Origin of the sequence: Pseudomonas sp. IPO3778, assembly GCF_013386825.1 — a bacterium.
Lineage (GTDB): Bacteria > Pseudomonadota > Gammaproteobacteria > Pseudomonadales > Pseudomonadaceae > Aquipseudomonas.
The window spans coordinates 130,801-147,345 of the sequence record NZ_JACARC010000010.1; the positions used below are offsets into that span (position 1 = coordinate 130,801).

At 61.4% G+C, this 16,545-nt stretch carries 18 protein-coding genes and 1 pseudogene; 5 read left to right on the top strand and 14 right to left on the bottom strand.

All coding sequences use genetic code 11. The features are described 5' to 3' along the window. Positions 1–24: 24 nt before the first annotated feature. Both HX855_RS03100 and HX855_RS03105 read left to right on the top strand, forming a co-directional pair. Positions 25–984, top strand: coding sequence for an amino acid ABC transporter permease (locus HX855_RS03100; RefSeq protein ID WP_177088700.1), 960 nt, complete (start codon positions 25–27; stop codon positions 982–984). Beyond that, positions 977–1,711, top strand: coding sequence for an amino acid ABC transporter ATP-binding protein (locus HX855_RS03105; protein WP_177088699.1), 735 nt, complete (start codon positions 977–979; stop codon positions 1,709–1,711). Before HX855_RS03100 ends, HX855_RS03105 begins: the two co-directional genes overlap by 8 nt. A 129-nt stretch (positions 1,712–1,840) precedes the next feature. Here HX855_RS03105 and HX855_RS03110 read toward each other — a convergent pair whose 3' ends face one another. The 12 genes and pseudogenes from HX855_RS03110 to ubiE form a co-directional block, all read right to left on the bottom strand. Further along, entirely contained in the window at positions 1,841–3,748 is a 1,908-nt protein-coding gene (locus tag HX855_RS03110) for a methyl-accepting chemotaxis protein (protein WP_177088698.1), read from the bottom strand. 171 nt (positions 3,749–3,919) lie between these two features. Then, the gene (locus HX855_RS33760; protein ID WP_371317246.1) at positions 3,920–4,792 is read right to left on the bottom strand and encodes a methyl-accepting chemotaxis protein; all 873 of its coding nucleotides are present in this window, start codon (positions 4,790–4,792) and stop codon (positions 3,920–3,922) included. Next, positions 4,778–5,836, bottom strand: a pseudogene (locus HX855_RS33765) (methyl-accepting chemotaxis protein); the annotation flags it as partial. The pseudogene HX855_RS33765 and the gene HX855_RS33760, both read right to left, overlap by 15 nt. 178 nt (positions 5,837–6,014) lie before the next feature. Beyond that, the gene (locus HX855_RS03120) at positions 6,015–6,722 is read right to left on the bottom strand and encodes a 16S rRNA (uracil(1498)-N(3))-methyltransferase (RefSeq protein WP_177088696.1); all 708 of its coding nucleotides are present in this window, start codon (positions 6,720–6,722) and stop codon (positions 6,015–6,017) included. Further along, positions 6,719–7,510, bottom strand: a complete 792-nt coding sequence (gene tatC, locus HX855_RS03125; protein ID WP_177088695.1) for a twin-arginine translocase subunit TatC — start codon at positions 7,508–7,510, stop codon at positions 6,719–6,721. Before tatC ends, HX855_RS03120 begins: the two co-directional genes overlap by 4 nt. After that, positions 7,507–7,953, bottom strand: a complete 447-nt coding sequence (gene tatB / locus HX855_RS03130) for a Sec-independent protein translocase protein TatB (RefSeq protein ID WP_177088694.1) — start codon at positions 7,951–7,953, stop codon at positions 7,507–7,509. The genes tatC and tatB overlap by 4 nt, the downstream gene beginning before the upstream one ends. Positions 7,954–7,963: 10 nt before the next feature. Then, a complete protein-coding gene (locus HX855_RS03135; protein ID WP_177088693.1) occupies positions 7,964–8,242 on the bottom strand; it encodes a twin-arginine translocase TatA/TatE family subunit in 279 nt (92 codons plus the stop codon). A 25-nt stretch (positions 8,243–8,267) separates the two neighbouring features. Continuing rightward, positions 8,268–8,600 (bottom strand): phosphoribosyl-ATP diphosphatase, encoded by a 333-nt coding sequence (locus tag HX855_RS03140; protein WP_003209299.1) that lies wholly within the window; start codon positions 8,598–8,600, stop codon positions 8,268–8,270. Positions 8,601–8,602: 2 nt separating this feature from the next. Further along, positions 8,603–8,995, bottom strand: coding sequence for a phosphoribosyl-AMP cyclohydrolase (hisI, locus tag HX855_RS03145; protein ID WP_010169173.1), 393 nt, complete (start codon positions 8,993–8,995; stop codon positions 8,603–8,605). A gap of 64 nt (positions 8,996–9,059) precedes the next feature. Beyond that, positions 9,060–10,664 carry a ubiquinone biosynthesis regulatory protein kinase UbiB gene (gene ubiB, locus HX855_RS03150; RefSeq protein ID WP_177041091.1) on the bottom strand — a complete coding sequence of 535 codons (1,605 nt, stop codon included), beginning with the start codon at positions 10,662–10,664 and terminating at the stop codon, positions 9,060–9,062. Beyond that, positions 10,661–11,284: an SCP2 domain-containing protein gene (locus HX855_RS03155; protein ID WP_177088692.1), complete on the bottom strand. Its 624-nt coding sequence runs from the start codon at positions 11,282–11,284 to the stop codon at positions 10,661–10,663. The genes ubiB and HX855_RS03155 overlap by 4 nt, the downstream gene beginning before the upstream one ends. Beyond that, the gene (gene ubiE, locus HX855_RS03160) at positions 11,284–12,054 is read right to left on the bottom strand and encodes a bifunctional demethylmenaquinone methyltransferase/2-methoxy-6-polyprenyl-1,4-benzoquinol methylase UbiE (protein ID WP_003209306.1); all 771 of its coding nucleotides are present in this window, start codon (positions 12,052–12,054) and stop codon (positions 11,284–11,286) included. Before ubiE ends, HX855_RS03155 begins: the two co-directional genes overlap by 1 nt. A gap of 143 nt (positions 12,055–12,197) precedes the next feature. Here ubiE and HX855_RS03165 point away from each other — a divergent pair, with 143 nt between their 5' ends. From HX855_RS03165 to HX855_RS03175, 3 genes are all read left to right on the top strand, one after another. Further along, positions 12,198–12,473, top strand: a complete 276-nt coding sequence (locus HX855_RS03165; protein WP_017478217.1) for a polyhydroxyalkanoic acid system family protein — start codon at positions 12,198–12,200, stop codon at positions 12,471–12,473. A 105-nt stretch (positions 12,474–12,578) separates the two neighbouring features. Further along, positions 12,579–13,001: a phasin family protein gene (locus tag HX855_RS03170; RefSeq protein ID WP_177088691.1), complete on the top strand. Its 423-nt coding sequence runs from the start codon at positions 12,579–12,581 to the stop codon at positions 12,999–13,001. Between the two features lie 12 nt (positions 13,002–13,013). Next, a complete protein-coding gene (locus tag HX855_RS03175) occupies positions 13,014–13,994 on the top strand; it encodes a phasin family protein (RefSeq protein ID WP_177088690.1) in 981 nt (326 codons plus the stop codon). A gap of 171 nt (positions 13,995–14,165) precedes the next feature. On the opposite strand, the gene HX855_RS03180 is transcribed toward HX855_RS03175, so the two are convergent. Next, entirely contained in the window at positions 14,166–14,786 is a 621-nt protein-coding gene (locus tag HX855_RS03180; RefSeq protein ID WP_169386563.1) for a TetR/AcrR family transcriptional regulator, read from the bottom strand. A gap of 27 nt (positions 14,787–14,813) precedes the next feature. Beyond that, a complete protein-coding gene (gene phaC, locus HX855_RS03185) occupies positions 14,814–16,496 on the bottom strand; it encodes a class II poly(R)-hydroxyalkanoic acid synthase (RefSeq protein ID WP_177088689.1) in 1,683 nt (560 codons plus the stop codon). Between the last annotated feature and the right edge of the window lie 49 nt (positions 16,497–16,545).

A 16,545-nucleotide genomic window follows, 5' to 3' on the forward strand; every position in this document is an offset into this window, starting at 1 on the left:
TCCCCTACCTTGATGGATTGAGTAATGAAACAGAAAAAAGCCCAATGGCCCTGGCACCTGCTGACGGTGCTGGTGCTGGTCGGCCTGGCTGGCGCGTTGTATTACGCCACCTCGCTGATGTCCTATGAATGGCGCTGGAACCGCGTGCCGCAGTACTTCGTCTACCAGGCCGAAGAGTCCCAGCGGGCGTCGGACATTTCCATCGTCAGCGAGTTGGTGCGCAAAGGCGATGTGGCTGAAGTGACCCTGCGCAACGACGAGGGCAAGGAACAGCACCTGACCGTGGCCGAGAACAGCCTGCAAGTGGCCAGGGGCGATGACGTGGCCGAGGGCGATGTGGTCGGCGTTACGCGCCATTGGGCCGCTGGCCCGTTGCTGTGGGGCTTGTGGACCACGTTGTGGTTGTCGGTGGTGTCCGGGGTGCTCGGGCTGTTGATCGGCCTCGCCACCGGGTTGTGTCGTCTGTCGAACAACCCGACTTTGCGCGATCTGTCGACGATATACGTCGAACTGGTACGCGGCACACCGCTTTTGGTGCAAATCTTCATTTTCTATTTCTTTATCGGCACGGTGCTCAACCTGTCCCGGGAATTCGCCGGGATCGCCGCCCTGTCGCTGTTTACCGGCGCCTACGTGGCCGAAATTATTCGCGCCGGCGTGCAGTCGATTGCCCGTGGGCAAAACGAAGCGGCACGCTCCCTCGGGCTCAGTGCTGGCCAGTCGATGCGCCATGTGGTGTTGCCACAAGCCCTCAAGCGCGTGCTGCCACCGCTGGCCGGGCAATTTATCAGCCTGGTGAAGGACACGTCGCTGGTGTCGGTGATCGCGATTACCGAGCTGCTCAAAAGTGGTCGCGAGGTCATCACCACCTCGTTCTCACCGTTTGAAATCCTGTTCTGCGTCGCAGGCCTGTACCTGCTGATCAACCTGCCGCTGTCGAAAATCGCCAGCCGGCTTGAGCGGAGGCTCGCGCAAAGTGATTGAAGTCCGCGATCTGGTAAAAGTCTTCGACACCCGTGGCCACGTGGTCCGCGCGGTGGATAACGTGACCACCCAGGTGGCCAGGGGTGAAGTGCTGGTGGTGATTGGCCCGTCCGGTTCCGGCAAGTCGACGTTCCTGCGTTGCCTCAACGGCCTGGAAGCATTCGATTCGGGCTCGGTGAGCATCGACGGCCTGCAACTGGCAGACCCGAAGACCGACGTGAACGCCTACCGCCGTGAAGTCGGCATGGTGTTCCAGCACTTCAACCTGTTCCCCCACATGACCGTACTGGAAAACCTCTGCCTGGCGCAAAAAGTCGTGCGCAAGCGCGGCAAGAAAGAGCGCGAGGCCAAGGCCCTGGCACTCCTCGAAAAAGTCGGCATCGCCCAGAAAGCCAACGAGTTCCCGTCGCGGCTTTCCGGTGGCCAGCAGCAGCGTGTGGCGATTGCCCGCGCCCTGGCGATGGAGCCCAAGGTGATGCTGTTTGACGAGCCCACCTCGGCGCTGGACCCGGAAATGGTCGGCGAAGTGCTCGACGTGATGAAGACCCTGGCCCTGGAAGGCATGACCATGGTCTGCGTCACCCATGAAATGGGCTTTGCCCGGGAAGTGGCCGATCGGGTGCTGTTTTTCGATCACGGCAAACTGCTGGAAGACGCCGCTCCGGCGCAATTCTTCGATGCGCCGAAGGATCCCCGGGCCCAGGCCTTTTTGCGTCAGGTGCTATAAAACGCTTCTTGTGGCGAGGGAGCTTGCTTCCGCTGGGCCGCGTAGCGACCCCAAAAAAAGATAGGAGCGCTGCGCACTCCAACGGGAGCAAGCTCCCTCGCCACAGGTTAGCGTTGGTCGTGGTTTTTTTCAGACCTTGAACTTGCCCACCCACACCTGCAAATCCGCGCCCAGGCGCGCCAGTTCGACGCTGGCCGCCGCAGTTTCCTGACTCGCGGCCGAGGTTTGTTCCGACACGTCCTTGACCTTCAGCACGCTGCGGTTGATCTCCTCTGCCACCGCCGTTTGTTCCTCGGCGGCGGCAGCAATCTGCGGGTTCATCTCCTGAATCACTGACACGGTACGGGTGATACCGGCCAGTGCATCGCCCGCCCGCCGCGTCAGTTGCACGCTGCTGTCGGTGAGGCTGCGGCTGTTGTCCATGATGTCTGCGACCTGCTGGGTGCCCCGGTGCAAGCCGCTGATCAGTTCCTCGATTTCCTCGGCCGATTGCTGGGTGCGCTGCGCCAGGCTGCGCACTTCATCGGCGACCACGGCAAACCCTCGGCCCGCCTCGCCAGCGCGCGCCGCTTCGATCGCGGCGTTGAGGGCCAATAAATTGGTCTGTTCCGACACCGACTTGATCACCTCCAGGACGCTGCCGATCTTCCGGCTTTCCTGTTGCAGCCCTTGCATCGCCTGGCTGGAACGGGCCATCTCCTGGGCCAGGTGCTCGATGTGAGCAATCGCCTCCGCCACCACCTGATCGCCCTGGCTTGCCTGCTGATCGGCCTCGGTGGCGGCCAATGAGGCTTGCTCGGCATGGCGTGCGACTTCCTGGGAGGTGGCGAGCATTTCGTTCATGGCGGTGGCCACCTGCTCGGTTTCCTGTTTCTGGCCGTCGACCCCGGCGCGGGTCTGTTCGGTCACGCTGGACAATTGCTCGGCAGCACTGGCGATCTGCCGGGCGCTGTCGCCGATGCCGCCAATCAGGCCCCGCAGGTTGACGGTCATCTGCCCGATGCTGCGCTGCAACTGCCCTAGTTCGTCCTGGCGCGTGGTGTTGATATCGTGGCTCAGGTCGCCCTCGGCAATCCGGTTGGCGGTCAGCAGGGTCAGGCGCAGTGGGGCAACGATTTGCCCGGCAATCAACCAGGCCGCCAGGGCGCCGAGTAACAACGCGGCAGCTGTCACGCTCAAGAGCAGAGTGCGGGTGCGAGCGGCTTCTTGATCGCGCTTGAGGGTTTGCCCCTGGCTCAGCAGGTCACGCTGTTCAAGCAACTGGTTCAGTTGCTGCTCAAGTTGGTTTTGCACGGTTTCGGTATTGAGTTGGGCGTCCTTGAGTCGGGTGATCCGCACGCCGTAGTCGAGCAAGTCGGCGTTGAGCAGGGTCGAGTCGGCGAGTCGTTTCGCCACCGCTGTTTGGGCGGTATCGAGTGCCTTGAGGCCTTCGACGACGGCATCGGCGTAATGCCTGGGCGACTCGGGTACCCACGCGGGGCTTTGAGCGCGGTCGTCAGCCTGGGTCACGGCCAGGCGCAAGTCTTCTACGGCATCGAGGGCGTTCTGGTCTTCCTGGTCGGGCAGGTCGCTGGCCACTTGCGCAAGTGTGTCGCTGACCTTGACCACGCTGTGTTTGAGATCGGCGCGCGCGTTCTCCCGTTGCTCGACCAGCCGGGGCAGGTTTCGCAGAGCGGCCTTGAAGTCAGCGATCAGCCGATCAGACTCCTCTGCCTGTGGCCGATCCGTCGGGTCTTGCAACAGGCTTGTGAGATTGCTCAGGAGGCGATCGATTTTTTCCGTTTGCAGGGTGACGTTGCCCAGGCTGGCCTCATCGCTCATCACCCTGTACACAATGCGGTCGGCCCGCAGTTGCTCTGTGCCCGCGGACAGCTGGGACAAGGCGTTGAGGATTTCCGAGCGTTGAAGCGAGGCGTTCAATGCCTGCCAGCCGGTCAGGGCGATGGCCAGGCTCAACGCCAGTACCAGGCCAAAGCCAAGGCAGAGTTTGAGGGTGACGCTGATATTGCCTAATGCGCGGGTCAGTGGACGAAACATGGTGAACCTCCAACGAATCAAAAGGAGCGTTTCAAGCGTCCGGCTGACAACGGCCAGGGGAGTTGAAACGCTACTTTTATTCGGCGCCAGGTGTGTAATCCACGACCTGAAAAGCGCGTAGGAAATTTCACAAGTTGTCGTGGCGGCGTCCTGATGGCCGCCGCGACAGGGTCAGACCTTGAAGCGGCCTACCAGGGTTTGCAGGTAAATCCCCAGGCGTGCCAGTTCAGCACTGGAGGCCGCTGTTTCTTCGCTGGCCGCCGAGGTCTGTTCGGAAACGTCCCGCACGTTGAGCACGCTGCGGTTGATCTCTTCGGCCACGGCGCTTTGTTGCTCGGCAGCGGTGGCGATCTGCTGGTTCATCGCCTGGATCGTCGAAACGGTGCGGGTGATGTTTTCCAGGGCGTTGCCGGCCCGGCGGGTCAGCTCGACGCTGCTGTCAGTGAGGTTGCGGCTGTTGTCCATGATGGTCGCCACCTGCTGGGTGCCGCTTTGCAGGCCGACGATCAGCTCTTCGATTTCCTCGGTGGACTTCTGGGTGCGCTGGGCCAGGCTGCGTACTTCGTCGGCGACCACCGCAAACCCGCGCCCGGCTTCACCGGCGCGCGCGGCTTCAATCGCTGCGTTGAGGGCCAGCAGGTTGGTCTGCTGGGCCACCGACTTGATCACGTCGAGCACACTGCCAATCTTGTCGCTCTCGCGCTTGAGATGGCCCATGGCTTCGGTGGAGTTGCCTACCTCGCTGGCCAGGCGCTCGATCTGGGCGATGGCCTCACCGACCACCTTATCGCCCTCACGGGCCTGCTGGTCGGCGGCTACGGCGGCCTCGGAGGCTTCTTCGGCGTTACGTGCGACTTCCTGCACGGTGGCCGCCATTTCGTTCATGGCGGTGGCCACCTGATCGGTCTCGACCTTCTGGCTGTTGACCCCGGCGCTGGTCTGTTCGGTGACGGCCGACAGTTGTTCGGCGGCGCTGGCGATCTGGGTCACGCCGTCGCTGATACCGCCGATCAGTTCCCGCAGGCCCACGGTCATGCTCTGCATCGACCGTTGCAGCTGGCCCAGTTCGTCGCGGCGTTCCGAGATCAGGTTGTGGCTGAGGTCGCCTGCAGCTACCCGTTCCGCCACTTTGAGGGTCTGGTTCAGTGGAATGACGATCTGGCGGGTAATGGCCCAGGCCGCGACGATGCCGAAGGCCAGCGCCAGGGCGGTGGCCAGCAGCAACAGGTTCTTGGCATGGGCGGTGTCGGTGTCGCGTACCACGGTTTGCGAGGTGGTCAGTTTATTACTGCTGTCGAGCAGGATTTCGCCTTGGTCTGCCATGCCTTTCATCGCGGCGGCGGCCGAAACCTGGGAGTCGCGGTACTGGCTGACGGCGGCACGGTAGGCCTGCAGCGAGACGCTGGCTTCCTCCAGGTTGGCCCGGTATTGCTCGGGCAGCGTGTCGTTCAGGGCGGTGATTTTCTTCAGGGCGTTGTCGATGGCGTCCAGGGCTGGCTGTTCGGCTTCGGCCTTGGCGCTGTAGGTGTAACCGCGCACCTGGAAGCGTGCCTGCTGGATCAGTTTGCTCAAGTCGACCACGCTGTTGAACAGGGTGACGCTGTCGCCCTGCAGCAGGGATTTTTCCACTTCGTTGATTTTTGCGACGGCGTTGTCGGCGGTATCCCCCAGTTTGCTGCGGGCGCCCTCACGCTTGAGGCCGGCCATGACCATAGAGGCGAAGGCTTTTTTGTATTGGCTCAAGGCTTCCTGTTGTTGTTCTACCACGAGCTTGTCGTCGGGTTGTTCGATCAGGTCTGCGGCGGTTTTCAGGCCGGCGTCCAGTTGTGTGATCAGGTCGTTGACCGCGCCCGTGCCTTGTTCGCCACGGCGCATTTCGAAGTCCATGCGCGCCAGGCGCAGGTCTTTGGTCAGCCCGTTGAGGCTGGAAATATAACCCAGCTTGTCGCCGCGGCTGATCACGCCGCTCAGGCCTGTCCAGCCGGTAAACGTGATGAGTAGGGTCAGTATCAAGACCAGGCCGAAGCCTATGCCCAGCTTGCGGTTGACGCTCACATTCCCCAATTTCTCGGCTAACCAACGATACATGCTGCGAACTCCCCTGGAACAAGGCTTGGACTTATTCAGAAGCTATCGGCAGATTCGGATCTTTCTGTAGGAGCGAGCTTGCTCGCGAAGGTCGTCAACGATAACGCGGGCATTCTGGATGAGCGCGCTGTCCTTGAGTCTTTCGCGAGCAAGCTCGCTCCTACAGGAGAGGGGGGTGTCAGAACAGGCGAGCGAGCAGCGCGGTGACGGCGGTTTCTACCCTCAGGATGCGGGCCCCCAGTTGCACCGGCTGCAAACCGGCCTTGGCCAGCAGGTCCACTTCGTAGGGTATCCAGCCGCCTTCCGGGCCGATGGCCAGCGTGACAGGCTCATCCAGGCCACGGGGGCAGGGCGGATAGTCGCCGGGGTGGCCAATCAGGCCGAGGGTGCCTTGGGTCAGGGCGGGCAGGCGGTCTTCGACGAACGGTTTGAAGCGCTTTTCGATAACGATTTCGGGCAGCACGGTGTCCCGCGCCTGTTCCAGGCCGAGGATCAGTTGTTCGCGGAGGGCTTCGGGCTCCAGGAATGGCGTCTGCCAGAAGCTTTTTTCCACCCGATAGCTGTTCACCAGCACCACCCGTGGCACACCCATGGACGCCACGGTTTGCAGCACTCGGCGCAGCATTTTCGGGCGTGGCAGGGCCAGCAGCAAGGTCAGTGGCAGCTTGGCCGGCGGCGGCTGGTCGAAGGTCACTTGCAACTCGGCTTCCCGGGCTTCCAGGCGCAGCAATTGCGCATTGCCCATCAAACCGCCAATCCGGCCGACCCGCAGGCTGTCGCCTACTGCGGCACGGTGGACTTCCTGCATGTGCACCAGGCGCCGATCACGCAGCACCACCCGGTCGGCCGCGATAAAGTCGGCCTCCTCAAGCAGCAGCAGGTTCACGGCTGGGTCGCTGGCGGCTGGTCGTCGTCGGCGGGTTGGTCATCCGGGTGATCGCCACGCTTGCTCACCAGGCTGCCAAACAGGATGCCGATTTCGAACAGCATCCACATCGGCACGGCCAGCAGGGTCTGGGAGAAGATGTCCGGCGGCGTCAGGATCATGCCGACCACAAAGCAGCCGATGACCACGTACGGGCGGATCTTCTTCAGGTATTTGACATCGACCACGCCGATCCACACCAGCAACACCACGGCCACCGGGATTTCGAAGGCTACGCCAAAGGCGAAGAACAAGGTCATCACGAAGTCGAGGTAGCTGGTGATGTCGGTCATCATCTCCACGCCGGCCGGGGTGGCGGCGGCGAAGAACTTGAAGATCAGCGGGAACACCAGGAAGTAGGCGAAGGCCATGCCGGTGTAGAACAGCAGGATGCTCGACACCAGCAGCGGCACGGCGATGCGCTTTTCATGCTTGTACAGGCCCGGTGCGATAAAGCCCCAGATCTGATGCAGGATCACCGGGATCGCCAGGAACAGCGACACCATCATCGTCAGCTTCAACGGCGTGAGGAACGGCGACGACACGTCGGTGGCGATCATCGTCGCACCGGCCGGCAAGTAATTGCGCAGCGGTATGGAGACGAAGGTGTAGATCTGCTGGGTAAAGGCAAACAGCCCGGCAAAAATCACGAAGATCGCCGCGACACAACGCAGCAGGCGGGTGCGCAACTCGGTGAGGTGCGAGACCAGTGGCATGTGCTGGTCGGTTTCCGGTTTATCAGCGCTCATGGGGCTCGCGGCGGCAATGTAGGGTCGTGGGGCGCGGGCGACACGGCAGGCGTCGGCGCGGGTTCGGTCGGGGTCACGGGGGCGGCGGGCGCGGGCTCGGCGGCGGGCACGGGTTCAGCGACCGGTGCAGGCGCTGTTGCCGCGGGCGGCGCAATCGAGTGTTCGGCCACAGGCTCAACCGGCGCAGGGTTTTCCTGCACAGGCGAGAACATTTTCCTGGTCTCCTGCTCCAACGACAGAATGTGCTCGTTGTGCAGTTGCCGGCGAATCTCGTCGGCGCCGATTTCCCGTTCAACTTCCTGTTTGATGGCGTTGAAACTGCGTTTCAGGCGCCCGATCCACAGGCCGGCCGTGCGCGCGGCACCGGGCAGGCGTTCCGGCCCCAGTACCAGCAGGGCCACGAGGCCGACGAGCAGCAGTTCAGAGAAGCTGATACCAAACATTAGTCAGTACTCACGAGTCTTTTTGGTTCTGCTCTTTGACGTGCTCGGCCTGCACGTCGAAGGTGCGACGTTCAGTGATCGGCTGAGCGGCCTGAGGGTGCACGGGCTGCACTGGTGGAACCGGGTTGGCGGCAGGGTCGGCAGGCTTCTCGTCGTCGTTCATGGCCTTGCGAAAGCCTTTGATCGATTCGCCGACGTCGGTGCCGAGGTTTTTCAGTTTCTTGGTGCCGAACACCAGCACAACGACCACAAGAATGACGATCCAGTGTTTCCAGTCAAAAATGCCCATGCTGCAATTCCTCTGTAATAGTTGGTCAAGCGGACGGGCGCGAGGCCTTTTCGGCGTGCCCGGACAAGCCGAAGCGACGGTCCAGTTCATCAAGCACTGCCTGTGGATGCTGCCCCAGTTGGGCGAGCATGACCAGACTGTGGAACCACAAGTCGGCAGTTTCGTAGATCACGTCGCTGCAGTCGCCGCTGATTTGCGCGTCCTTGGCAGCAATAATCGTCTCGACGGATTCCTCGCCGAGCTTCTCCAGAATCTTGTTCAGACCCTTGTGGTACAGGCTGGCGACATAGGAGCTGTCGGCGTCCGCGCCTTTGCGGTCTTCCAGCACCTGGGCCACACGGTTGAGGGTATCGCTCATGTTCAGTGTCCTGCCGAATAGATAGCGTGCGGATCTTTGAGCACGGGCTCGACGGTCTTCCACTCGCCGTTTTCAAACACACGATAGAAGCAGCTGTGACGGCCGGTGTGACAGGCGATATCGCCGATCTGCTCGACCTTGAGGATCACCACATCGGCGTCGCAGTCGATGCGCATCTCGTGCAGGGTTTGCACGTGCCCGGACTCTTCGCCCTTGCGCCACAGTTTGCCACGGGAACGTGACCAGTAAATGGCCCGGTTCTCGGCGGCGGTCAGGCTCAGGGCCTCGCGGTTCATCCAGGCCATCATCAGCACGCGCCCGGTCTTGTAGTCCTGGGCAATGGCCGGCACCAGGCCGTCACTGTCCCACTTGATCTCGTCCAGCCAGTCTTTCATCTTCGACTCCGACAACCGGGCCCGGTCAGCCTCGGCAATTTACGACAGTGTATAACCGGATTGGCTATCGACGCACGATCAGATACACGCCCACGGCGACCATGATGCCAGCCGGCCAGTGGCCCAGTTCATTCAGCGGCCCGCCGGCGGCCAGTATCGTACCGCCCACCAGGTGCGCAGCGCCCAGCAGGCGCAGGAACCAGTCATCCTTGCGCTTGTGCCACGGCGGTGCTGGGTCCTTGGCATGGGGCTGGGACATACGCTCCAGCAGGTCGCGGGTCATGTTGGCCAGGTGCGGCAGTTGCTCGACCTGGCTTTGCAGGTTGCCCAGCAAGGTTTTCGGGCTGACGCGGTCACGCATCCAGCGTTCGAGGAACGGCTGGGCGGTGTTCCACAGGTCCAGGTCGGGGTACAGCTGGCGGCCCAGGCCTTCGATGTTCAGCAGGGTCTTTTGCAACAGCACCAACTGCGGTTGCACTTCCATATTGAAGCGCCGCGCCGTCTGGAACAGGCGCATCAGCACCTGACCGAAGGAAATATCTTTTAACGGTTTTTCAAAGATCGGTTCGCACACGGTGCGGATCGCCGCTTCGAATTCGTTGAGCTTGGTTTCTGCCGGCACCCAGCCCGAATCAATGTGCAACTGCGCCACGCGGCGGTAGTCGCGCTTGAAGAAGGCGAACAGGTTGCGCGCCAGGTAATCCTGGTCTTCCGGGGTCAGGCTGCCGACGATGCCGCAGTCGATCGCAATGTACTGCGGGCTCCACGGGTTCACGGTGCTGACGAAGATGTTGCCGGGGTGCATGTCGGCGTGGAAGAAGCTGTCGCGGAACACCTGGGTGAAGAAAATCTCCACGCCGCGCTCGGCGAGCATTTTCATGTCGGTGCGCTGGTCGGCCAGGGTCGCGAGGTCGGTGACCTGTACGCCGTAGATGCGCTCCATCACCAGCACTTTCGGGCGGCACCAGTCCCAATAGACTTGCGGCACGTACAGCAACGGCGAGCCTTCGAAGTTGCGCTTGAGCTGGCTGGCGTTGGCCGCTTCGCGCAGCAGGTCGAGTTCGTCGTAGATGGTTTTTTCGTAGTCCAGCACCACGTCCACCGGGTGCAGCAGGCGTGCATCGGCCGAGAAGCGTTCGGCGGCGCGGGCGAGGATGAACAGCCACGCCAGGTCCTGGCCGATGATCGGCTTGAGGCCCGGGCGGATCACCTTCACCACCACTTCTTCGCCGCTTTTGAGTTGCGCGGCGTGCACCTGGGCCACCGAGGCCGAAGCCAGCGGTGCGATGTCGAAGCGGCTGAAGACTTCGCTGATCTTCTTGCCGAGCTGCTCTTCAATCAGCGTGACCGCCAGTTGCGAGTCGAACGGCGGGACGCGGTCCTGCAACAGCATCAGTTCGTCGGCGATGTCTTCGGGCAACAGGTCACGACGGGTGGAGAGGATCTGCCCGAACTTGATGAAGATCGGCCCCAGGTCCTGCAATGCCAGGCGCAGGCGCGCGCCACGGCTCAGGTCGAGGGTTTTGCGCGGAAACCAGCGCCAGGGCAGCACATAGCGTACTGCCAGGAGAAACCACGGCAGCGGCAGGGCAAACAACAGGTCATCGAGGCGGTAGCGGATTACGACGCGCTGGATACGAAACAAACGGCGGACGGCGAGCAGCTTCATGCGTTATCGCTTGAATCAAGGGAGCGGCTCAGGCGCTCGAAGCGCGCCTCAAGTCGTTCCAGGTCGAGTTTGGCCTGGTCGAGTTCGCGAAAGCGCGCTTCCGCTTCCCGTTGTCCGACCAAGGTGCGCGATTCTTCGCTCAGGTATTCGGCGAGGTTCTGGTTCAGGCTGGCGAACCCTTGCTGGTACCAGCGCGTGCGGCTGCGCAGGTGACCGCTGATCAGTTGGGTGGCCACCGGGCCAAGCCAACGGGACAGCTCGTATTCCCAATCCAGTTCCAGGTCTTGCAGCACGGCGGCCAGGTCCATCAGCACGGCGCTGTCGCCTTCAAGCTCCACGTCCGGGCCGTGGAGGATTGCCGTCTTGTCCCGGCTCAGGGCCAGGCGCAGCAGGCTTGAACCGGGAGCGCGCAAGGTGCAGTCGGCATCGGCGGCCCAGTGGGTCGCCAGCAACAGGCCTTCATCGCTGGGCAGGATAAACAGCTGCAAGGCCGGGCGGGTGCAATCGACGGCGATGATCTTGCCGTTCAGGTGCGCCAGCCGCGCCAAGGCGGTGCTGTCCAGGCGCAACACACGGTTGAGGCCGTGTTCAACGCTGGCGAGAAGGCCTGCAAACAACATCAGGGTTTGATGCCGCGGTGCAGGGCGACGATGCCGGAGGTCATGTTGTGGTAGGTCACGCGGTCGAAACCGGCTTCTACCATCATCGACTTCAGGGTTTCCTGGTTCGGGTGCATGCGGATCGATTCGGCCAGGTAGCGATAGCTTTCGGCGTCATTGGTGATCAGCTTGCCCATCAACGGCATGAAGGCGAACGAGTAGGTGTCGTAGACCTTGGACATCAGCGCGTTGGTCGGCTTGGAGAACTCCAGCACCAGCAGGCGGCCGCCCGGCTTGAGGACGCGCAGCATCGAGCGCAGGGCGTCTTCCTTGTGGGTCACGTTACGCAGGCCGAAGGCGATGGTCACGCAGTCGAAATGGTTGTCCGGGAACGGCAGCTTTTCAGCGTCGGCCTGGACGAATTCGATATTGCCCGCCACGCCTTTATCCAGCAGGCGATCGCGACCGACCTTGAGCATCGAGCCGTTGATGTCGGCCAAAACCACCTGGCCCGTCGGGCCCACCAGCTTGGAGAACTTGGCCGCCAGGTCGCCCGTGCCGCCGGCGATGTCCAGTACACGGTTGCCGGTGCGAACGCCCGACAACTCGATGGTGAAGCGCTTCCACAGGCGGTGCATGCCGCCGGACAGTACGTCGTTCATCAAGTCGTACTTGGCGGCTACCGAGTGGAACACCTCGGCGACTTTTTCCGCTTTCTGGCTTTCCGGGACGTTCTTGAAGCCGAAGTGAGTGGTGGGTTCGGCATCGCTGCCTTTGCGCTGATCAGTCATATCGCTGTCACCAAAAGAGAATGGGGGCATTCTAATCCCCAAGGCATGCTTTGTCTTGGCAAGGCTGAAGGTAAGATAGGTGGTCACCGAGACCTTTTGCCGCATGGCGGGTCGACCAGTCCCTATAACGAGGAGTCATTCAAATGGCCCGTATACAGGTTGAACGCGCCCACACGCTGGGCAAAGACGCTGCCCGTGAAAAAGCCGACAAGTTGGCAAGCAAACTCAAGGATCAATATGGCCTGGAGTCTTCGTGGGCCGGCGACACACTGAATCTCAAACGTTCGGGCGTAAAAGGCACTGTGAAAGTGGCTGAAGATTCCTTGCGTATCGAAGTCGAACTGGGTCTGTTGATGTCGGCCATGAGTGGCACCATCAAGTCCGAAATCGAGAAGGCGTTGGATAAAGCCCTGGCCTGAATTTCGACCTTCTTAGGGTGCCGATTCTAATTTTTCTGCCTACTTTGTGCCCAAGCCCTCAACTTCTGTGGGCAGTTCCTCCCCCCTTTATGCGTGAGGTGCACCATGGCCAAAGTTATTTTGAAGAAAAAAATTGCTACCGGAACTAACGCCCTGATCGACGTTAAATCCTATGCCCGCAAGATCTGGCTGGCCGGTTTGGGGGCTTATGCCAAGGTTGGCAGCGAGGGTGCCGAGTACTTCAAGGAACTCGTTAAGACTGGCCAACATGTTGAAAGCAAAGGCAAAAAAGTTGTGATTGAACAACTTGATGCGGCCAACAGTCAGATTGATCAAGTCAAGAGCGAAGTCTTCGGTGTCAAAGGTCGAGTCGAAGTGCAACTGGACAAAGTTGAAAGAGCTTTTGACAGTCGTGTTGGAAGTGCCTTGAATCGGATCGGCATTCCGTCTAAACATGACGTGGAGACACTCTCTGCTAAGCTCGATGAGCTGACGGCATTGCTCGAACGTGTCGCGCGTAAACACTAAGGAGACAACGGGATGGCTGTTAAAAAGACTACTGATAAAGAAGGCAGCTCGTGGATCGGGGAAGTTGAAAAATACTCCCGCAAGATCTGGCTGGCTGGTTTAGGCGTGTACTCGAAGGTGAGCAGTGACGGCGGCAAATACTTCGAGACTTTGGTTAAAGACGGCGAGAAAGCCGAGAAGTTGACCAAGAGCACAGTGGGTAAACAAGTCGATGCGGCAAAGGCTTCCGCCGGTTCTGCCAAATCACGTATCAGCGACAAGTGGGGCGAACTGGAAGGGGCTTTTGACAAGCGCCTGAACAGTGCCATTTCGCGACTGGGCGTGCCTAGCCGTACTGAAGTGAAAGCGCTGCACAGCAAGGTCGATACATTGACCCGGCAAATCGAAAAACTCACCGGCGTTAAAGCCGCGCCAGTGGCGGCTAAAACCGCAGCGGCCAAACCGGCTGCCAAGCCTGCCGCGAAAACTGCAGCCAAGCCGCTGGTCAAGGCCGCCGCCAAACCGGCCGCCAAGCCAGCAGCCAAAGCGCCTGCCAAAGCTGCTGCAAAACCGGCTGCCAAGCCTGCGGCTAAAACCGCAGCGGCAAAACCGGCCGCCAAGCCTGCCGCCAAACCCGTGGCCGTCAAAGCTGCTGCAAAACCTGCGGCCAAACCCGCCGCCAAGCCGGCAGCAAAAGCAGCCGCCAAACCAGCGGCTAAAACCGCCGCCGCTAAACCTGCTGCCAAGCCAGCCGCTGCGAAACCTGCAGCCAAGCCGGTTGCTGCAAAACCCGCAGCCAAGCCTGCAGCTGCAAAACCTGTAGCGGCCAAGCCAGCTGCAAAACCGGCTGCTGCGAAGAAGCCGGCCGTAGCCAAAAAGCCAGCAGCGCCGAAGCCAGCGGTAGCGGCCAAGCCTGCAACTACAGCGCCGGCGACCAACTCGGTAACGCCACCGACGCCTGCTGCTACCCCGACTGCAACGCCGGCAACCCCGACGCCTACCAGTCAGTCCTGATTTTTGCAGGACACATAAAAACGCCCGGCCTGCGAAGGTCGGGCGTTTTTTATGGAATCTACAGAACAACACAAATCCAATGTGGGAGCGGGCTTGCTCGCGAAAGCGGTGCATCAGTCACACATGTATTGACTGACACTCCGCTTTCGCGAGCAAGCCCGCTCCCACATTTTAGTCCGCGTCGTCCAAGTAGCGCAGCGCCAAACGCTCCGTCGCCAGCCTGGCCGGCATCAGCAAATGCGGGGCCACCAGCATCATGATCTGGTACACCACCACCCGCACCTCACCTTCACGGTCGAGAATCCGCTGGTAGTCCAGGGAAAACAGCAGGGTCATGGTGATCTGTTCCACCAACTGCCCCAATGCCTGGGTATCACTGACCAATTGCCCGTCCGTCTTTAGCCGGGCCAGCAACGAGGCCAGGGTGCGCTTGAGCGCCGTCAGCAGGTTGCGAATGCCCTTGGCCAGTTTCGGCAAGCGTCCCGCCAGGTTCGACAAGTCCTGGAACAGAAACCGATAGTGCGCCATGCGCTCCACGATCAGGTGCAGGAACAGCCAGTAATCCTCGGCCGCCAGTTGAGCGTCTTCAGGCGGGTCGAGCAACGGCGCCAACTCGGCCTGGAAACGCTCGAACAGCCCGAGCACCAGCGGCTCCTTGCCATGGAAGTGGTAATAGAGATTGCCCGGGCTGATCCCCATTTCATTGGCCACCTCCATGGTCGACACGTTCGGCTCGCCCTTGTGGTTGAACAACTGCAAGGCACATTCAAGGATACGGTCGCGGGTCTTCATCCAGTCTTCTTAAAATCGTCGTTGGGCTCAGCGGACCCGCACATACGTGCCCGGCGCTGCTTCCATCGGTGGGTAATTCTGGTTGCCCAGGGCGGTCAGGGTTTCGCGCTGCACGCCGGAGCGCTGCTGGATCCACGCCAGCCAATTGGGCCACCAACTGCCTTCGACGTGATTGGCGTCGTAGTACCAGGCGCGCGGGTCGCTGCTCAGCTTGAGGTTCTCGACGTAGTTGGCCTTGGGGTTGCCCGGCGGGTTGAGGATGCTCTGGACATGCCCGCTGTTGGACAGAATGAAGCGCTTGTCGCCGCCCAGCAGTTGGGTGGAGCGGTACACCGCATCCCATGGCGTGATGTGGTCGTTGATCCCGCCCACGCTGAAGCTGTCCACCGTGACTTTCTGCAAGTCGACGGGCGTGCCGCACACCTCCAGGCCACCGGGATGGCTCAGCGGGTTGTGCTTGAAGAAGTCCAGCAAGTCGCCATGCAGCGCGGCGGGCAGGCGGGTGTTGTCGTTGTTCCAGTACAGGATGTCGAAGGCCGGCGGCTCCTTGCCCAGCAGGTAGTTGTTGATCCAGTAATTCCAGATCAGGTCGTTGGGGCGCATCCAGGCAAATACCTTGGCCATGTCCCGGCCGTCGAGCACGCCCTGTTGGTATGAGCGGCGTTTGGCGGCTTCCAGGGTCTGCTCGTCGGCGAACAGGGTGGCGGGGCTGTCGATCTGGCTGTCCAGCAGGCTCACCAGGTAGCTGGCGCTGGAGACGCGGCGCAGCTGGCGCTTGGCCTGCAGATGGCCTTGCAGCGCGGCGATGGTCAGGCCACCGGCGCAGGCGCCCATCAGGTTGACCTCACGGGCACCGGTGATTGCCCGGCACACGTTCAGCGCTTCTTCCAGGGCTGCCACGTAGGTGGACAGGCCCCATTCCCGGTGCCGTACGTCCGGGTTGCGCCAACTGACCATAAACACTTGCAGGCCATTTTTCAGGGCGAACTGCACGAAGCTGTTGTTCGGGCTCAGGTCGAAAATGTAGTACTTGTTGATTTGCGGCGGCACCACCAGCAGGGGCTTGGCGTACTGTTTTTCGCTCATGGGCTTGTACTGGATCAGCTCCAGCAGCTCATTGCGAAACACCACCGAACCGGGCGTGGTGGCTACCGTCTTGCCGACTTCAAAGGCCTGCTTGGTGACCTGGCGCGGCAAGCCATTGTTGTGCAGCAGGTCGTCGAACAGGTTGCTGACGCCACGCACCACACTGTGGCCGCCGGAGTTGAGCAGCTCCTTGATCGCCAGTGGGTTGAGCAGGGTATTGGACGGCGACACCGCATCGTTGAGCAGGGCAAAGGCAAAGTGCGCCCGTGCCCGGTCGTCGGCGCTCAGGTTGCTGTCATCGATCCAGTGCCGGGTCTGCTTCTGCCAGCTCAAATAGGCTTGCAGGCTGCGCCGATAAAACGGGTTGAGCTGCCAGGTCGGGTCGGCAAAACGGCTGTCGGCCGGGTTCGGCTCGTGCACCGTTTCCCCGAGCAGTACGCGGCCCAATTGCCCGCCCAGCTTCAGGGCGTGCCGGGCGGTGTGCACCGGGTTGCGCAAGCCGTGTGCGGCGACGCTGCGCAGGGTCGAGAACAAATCCCGGCCGCGCAGACCGGTGATTGCACTTTCAATATTGATGAACGCGGCGGGTGTAGGCACCGGGTTCGATACGGGTCTTTCTCGCATGCGCCAACACTCCTTCGTCAAGCCATCAACAAGCACGCCAATTCAGAAC

Excerpts from the sequence above, each read along its gene's own strand:
- HX855_RS03100 (WP_177088700.1), top strand. The coding sequence starts at position 25 with ATGAAACAGAAAAAAGCCCAATGGCCCTGGCACCTGCTGACGGTGCTG.
- HX855_RS03110 (WP_177088698.1), bottom strand. The coding sequence starts at position 3,748 with ATGTTTCGTCCACTGACCCGCGCATTAGGCAATATCAGCGTCACCCTC.
- HX855_RS33760 (WP_371317246.1), bottom strand. The coding sequence starts at position 4,792 with ATGCAGAGCATGACCGTGGGCCTGCGGGAACTGATCGGCGGTATCAGC.
- tatC (WP_177088695.1), bottom strand. The coding sequence starts at position 7,510 with ATGAGCGCTGATAAACCGGAAACCGACCAGCACATGCCACTGGTCTCG.
- tatB (WP_177088694.1), bottom strand. The coding sequence starts at position 7,953 with ATGTTTGGTATCAGCTTCTCTGAACTGCTGCTCGTCGGCCTCGTGGCC.
- HX855_RS03135 (WP_177088693.1), bottom strand. The coding sequence starts at position 8,242 with ATGGGCATTTTTGACTGGAAACACTGGATCGTCATTCTTGTGGTCGTT.
- HX855_RS03140 (WP_003209299.1), bottom strand. The coding sequence starts at position 8,600 with ATGAGCGATACCCTCAACCGTGTGGCCCAGGTGCTGGAAGACCGCAAA.
- hisI (WP_010169173.1), bottom strand. The coding sequence starts at position 8,995 with ATGAAAGACTGGCTGGACGAGATCAAGTGGGACAGTGACGGCCTGGTG.
- ubiB (WP_177041091.1), bottom strand. The coding sequence starts at position 10,664 with ATGAAGCTGCTCGCCGTCCGCCGTTTGTTTCGTATCCAGCGCGTCGTA.
- HX855_RS03155 (WP_177088692.1), bottom strand. The coding sequence starts at position 11,284 with ATGTTGTTTGCAGGCCTTCTCGCCAGCGTTGAACACGGCCTCAACCGT.
- ubiE (WP_003209306.1), bottom strand. The coding sequence starts at position 12,054 with ATGACTGATCAGCGCAAAGGCAGCGATGCCGAACCCACCACTCACTTC.
- HX855_RS03165 (WP_017478217.1), top strand. The coding sequence starts at position 12,198 with ATGGCCCGTATACAGGTTGAACGCGCCCACACGCTGGGCAAAGACGCT.
- HX855_RS03170 (WP_177088691.1), top strand. The coding sequence starts at position 12,579 with ATGGCCAAAGTTATTTTGAAGAAAAAAATTGCTACCGGAACTAACGCC.
- HX855_RS03175 (WP_177088690.1), top strand. The coding sequence starts at position 13,014 with ATGGCTGTTAAAAAGACTACTGATAAAGAAGGCAGCTCGTGGATCGGG.
- HX855_RS03180 (WP_169386563.1), bottom strand. The coding sequence starts at position 14,786 with ATGAAGACCCGCGACCGTATCCTTGAATGTGCCTTGCAGTTGTTCAAC.
- phaC (WP_177088689.1), bottom strand. The coding sequence starts at position 16,496 with ATGCGAGAAAGACCCGTATCGAACCCGGTGCCTACACCCGCCGCGTTC.